Consider the following 3,786-nt stretch of genomic DNA (forward strand, 5'->3'; position numbering starts at 1 on the left):
GGCGTGCTGGCCGCGCCGGCCGCGCCGGCCGCACCGGCAACCGCCGCCACCGCGACGGCGCTGGCGCTGGCGCTGGTGGCGGCCGCCTCGCTGGCGCCCATCACGGTGGCGCTGGCGATGCTGGCGGTGTGGCCCGTGGTGAACACGCTGGGCGTGTCCACGGGCGGCTTGCCGCCGGCGCGCTCGGCGGCCGGCGGGGCGATGGCCGCCAGTTCCTCGGGCCACTTGCCCACCAGGTAGTAGTCCATCACCTTGCGCGCGATCGGCGCGGCCACGGCGCCGCCGAAGCCGGCGTTCTCCACGATCATCGCCAGCGCGATCTTCGGGTTGTCGGCCGGGGCGAAGGCGGTGTACAGCGCGTGGTCGCGCTTGCGCTCGTCGAGCGCGTGGTGGTTGTACTTCTCGTTCTTGCCGATCGTGAAGGTCTGCGCGGTGCCGGTCTTGCCGGCGGATTCGTAGGCGGCGCCGGCGAACGCGCGCGCGGCCGTGCCCGAATGCGTCACGCCGACCATCGCGCGCTTGATCACGTCGACGTCGGCCTGCTTGAACGAGAGGCGGTAGCTTTCCTTGGGCACCGTGAGCGCGCGGTCGCGCGTCACCGAATCCTCCACCGCCTTGACCAGGTGGGGCTTCATCGCGGTGCCGTTGTTGACCAGGATCGACACCGCGTTGGCCAGCTGCAGGATGGTGAAGCTGTTGTAGCCCTGGCCGATGCCCAGCGAGATGGTCTCGCCGTCGTACCACTTCTGCTGCTCGGGCTTGCGGTAGGCGCGGCGCTTCCAGTCGGTGGACGGCAGGATGCCGCGGCTCTCGCCCTCGATGTCGATGCCGGTGATCTGGCCGAAGCCGAGCGGCTTCATGAAATCGTGGATGGCGTTGACGCCCATGTCGCGCGCCAGCATGTAGTAATAGGTGTCGCAGGACTGCACGATGGAGGCCTGCATGTCGACCCAGCCGTGGCCGCCCGGCTTGTCGTCGCGGAAGGTGTGGTTGCCCAGCGTGAACGAGCCCGGGTCGTGGAAGCCCCAGGCCGCGGTGCGCTTGCCGGTGGTGAGCGCGGCCAGCGCCATGAACGGCTTGTAGGTCGAGCCGGGCGGGTAGGTGCCGCGCAGCGGGCGGTTCAGCAGCGGCTTGTCGGGCGAGCCGTTGAGCTCGTTCCAGGTGTTGCTGTCGATGCCCTCGACGAACAGGTTGGGGTCGAAGGTCGGCTTGGAGACGAAGGCCAGGATGTCGCCGGTGGCCGGCTCGATCGCCACCAGCGCGCCGCGCCGGTCGCCGAACAGCGCCTCGGCGAGCTGCTGCAGGCGGATGTCGAGCGACAGGATCAGGTTGTTGCCGGGCGTGGACGGCGAGGTGGAGAGCGTGCGGATCGGCCGCCCGCCCGCGCTCACCTCCACTTCCTCGAAGCCGGTCAGGCCGTGCAGCTCGGTCTCGTAGCTCTGCTCGATGCCGATCTTGCCGATGTAGTTGGAGCCCTTGTAGTTGTCGGCGTCCTTGCGCGGGTCGTACTTGGCGCCCTCGGCGTCGTTGGCCTCGTCCATCGCCTCGATGCGCTCCTGGTCGCGCTGCGAGATGCGGCCGATGTAGCCGATCACGTGCGAGGCGGACTCGCCCATCGGATACTGGCGGAACAGCCGCGCGCGCACGTCCACGCCGGGAAAGCGGAAGCGCTGCGCGGAAAAGCGCGCCACTTCCTCGTCGCTGAGCTGGCTGCGGATCGGCAGGCTCTCGAAGCTGCGCGACTCCTCCATCAGCCGCTTGAAGCGGCGCCGGTCGCGCGGCTGGATGTCGACCACCTGGCTGAGCGCCTCGATGGTGTTGTCGAGCGTGTCGGACAGCTTGGACGGCGTGATTTCCAGCGTATAGGCCGAATAGTTGCGCGCCAGCACCACGCCGTTGCGGTCCATGATGATGCCGCGGTTGGGCTCGATCGGCGCCACCGAGATGCGGTTGTCCTCGGCCTTGGCCGAGTACTGGTCGTGCTTGTACCACTGCAGCCAGAGAAAGCGCGTGAACAGCAGGCCGAAGCAGATCACGGCGAACAGGCCCGCGGCCGCCACGCGGATGCGGAAGCGGCCGAGCTCCTGTTCGACATTGCGGATTTCGGTCATGGTACTGCGTCAGCCTTGCGGTGTGCCGCGCACCCGCGAGGGGCGCGGCGGAACTCGTTGAGGGTCAAGCCATTGCATCGGCCAGCGCGCGGCGCGGCGCCCGATCTAGATGGGCCGCGTCTCGTCCACGTCGGCGCTGCGCCGCTGCGGCGCCAGCAGCATGCTGGTGGCCAGCGGCCACAGCAGCGCCTCGATGCCGGGCGCCAGCAGCAGTTGCCAGCCCGGCAGCGGCGCGCCCATCGCCAGGCGGATCACCACCGGCACCGCGTGCGCCACGAACAGCAGCGGCACCACGTGCAGCGCCTGGGTATAGACCGTGAACCACAGCACGCGGCGGTGGATGGTGATGGCGAAATAGGCCAGCAGCGTGTACGCGATGGCGTGCTCGCCGAGCAGGCGCGCGTCGTGCACGTCCATCAGCAGGCCCAGCGCGAACGCCACGCCCATGCCCACCTTGCGCGGCTGGTGGATGTTCCAGAACACCAGCACCAGCGCCACCATGTCGGGAATCCACAGCGTGGCGCCCCACGGCATCAGGTTGAACAGGAACGCCAGCACGAAGCTCAGCGCGATGAACGCCGGGTTGACCGGGCGCAGCAGGTATTGGGGATTGGTCACTGCGTGGCCTCCTTGGCCGCGGGCTTGCCGGCCGGTTTCTCGGCCGGCCGGTCGCCGCCCCGCTCGGCGTCCCTGACGCCCGGGCGGTCGGCCCGGTCGGGCCTGCCGCCCTTGCTTTCGCGGGCGTCGCGCGGGCCGTCGATGGTGTCGCGCGGCGGCAGCTGCGCCTCGTAGCGGATCACCAGCAACTGGCGGTGCGAGCGCACCCCGGCCACCGGCTCGCAGTACACGCGCGAGAAGGCGGTGTCGGCCTTGCGCTCGATCTGCACGATCTTCGCCACCGGCAGGCCCGGCGGGTAGGTGCCGTCCAGGCCCGAAGTCACCAGCAGGTCGCCCTGCTGCAGGTCGGCCGAGGCGGCCATGAAGCGCAGGTCGAGCAGGCCGGCGCGGGCGCCGCCGAAGGCCACGCTGCGCAGCCCGTTGCGCACCACCTGCACGGGAATCGCCTGTTCCTTGTCGGTCAGCAGCGTGACTTCGGACTGGAACGGCGAGACCCGCGTGACCTGGCCGATCACGCCGCGCTCGTCGATCACCGGATAACCGGCGCGCAGGCCGTGCTGGCTGCCGCGGTCGATCACGATGCGCTGGCTGTAGGGGTCGCGCGCGTCGTAGAGGATCTCGGCCGCCGTCACCGGCGTGGCCGACTGCTGCTGCAGGCCGAGCAGCTTGCGCAGCTGGTTGTTCTCGGACTCGAGCTGGGACTGGCGCACCGAGCCCTCGGCCTCGGTCACGGCGCGGCGGCGCAGTTCGCGGTTCTCGCTGGCGAGCGCGGCCGACGACTGGGCGTAGTCGAACACGGCGCGCAGCGCGTCGCGCGGCACCAGCACGGTCCGCTCGACCGGCATCAGCACGGTGGCGGCGACCTGGCGCACCACGCGCAGCGCGTCGAAGCGCGCGTCGACGACGAGCAGCACCAGCGCGATCGTCACATAGAAGACGAGGCGCGCGACGGCGGAAGTGCCCTGCTTGAAGAGCGGCGGCGGAGTGTAATCCATTTACCCGTGCGCTGGCGTGGAGGTCTGCCGGCCCCGGGCGCGCGCCGCCGCCCGCCCGCCAC

The 3,786-nt window shown here is 70.4% G+C and carries 3 protein-coding genes; all 3 read right to left on the reverse strand.

Annotation, left to right across the window (positions count from 1 at the left end; translation table 11 throughout):
- The coding region (gene mrdA, locus K206_RS0134590; RefSeq protein ID WP_020206847.1) for a penicillin-binding protein 2 at positions 1 to 2,111 on the reverse strand (2,111 nt) is incomplete at its 3' end.
- A 105-nt stretch (positions 2,112 to 2,216) separates the two neighbouring features.
- Positions 2,217 to 2,729: a rod shape-determining protein MreD gene (mreD, locus tag K206_RS0134595; RefSeq protein WP_020206848.1), complete on the reverse strand. Its 513-nt coding sequence runs from the start codon at positions 2,727 to 2,729 to the stop codon at positions 2,217 to 2,219.
- Positions 2,726 to 3,724, reverse strand: a complete 999-nt coding sequence (gene mreC / locus K206_RS0134600) for a rod shape-determining protein MreC (RefSeq protein WP_020206849.1) — start codon at positions 3,722 to 3,724, stop codon at positions 2,726 to 2,728. The genes mreD and mreC overlap by 4 nt, the downstream gene beginning before the upstream one ends.
- Positions 3,725 to 3,786: the final 62 nt, after the last annotated feature.

Source organism: Cupriavidus sp. WS, from assembly GCF_000395345.1.
Lineage (GTDB): Bacteria > Pseudomonadota > Gammaproteobacteria > Burkholderiales > Burkholderiaceae > Cupriavidus > Cupriavidus basilensis_B.

Excerpts from the sequence above, each read along its gene's own strand:
- mreC (WP_020206849.1), bottom strand. The coding sequence starts at position 3,724 with ATGGATTACACTCCGCCGCCGCTCTTCAAGCAGGGCACTTCCGCCGTC.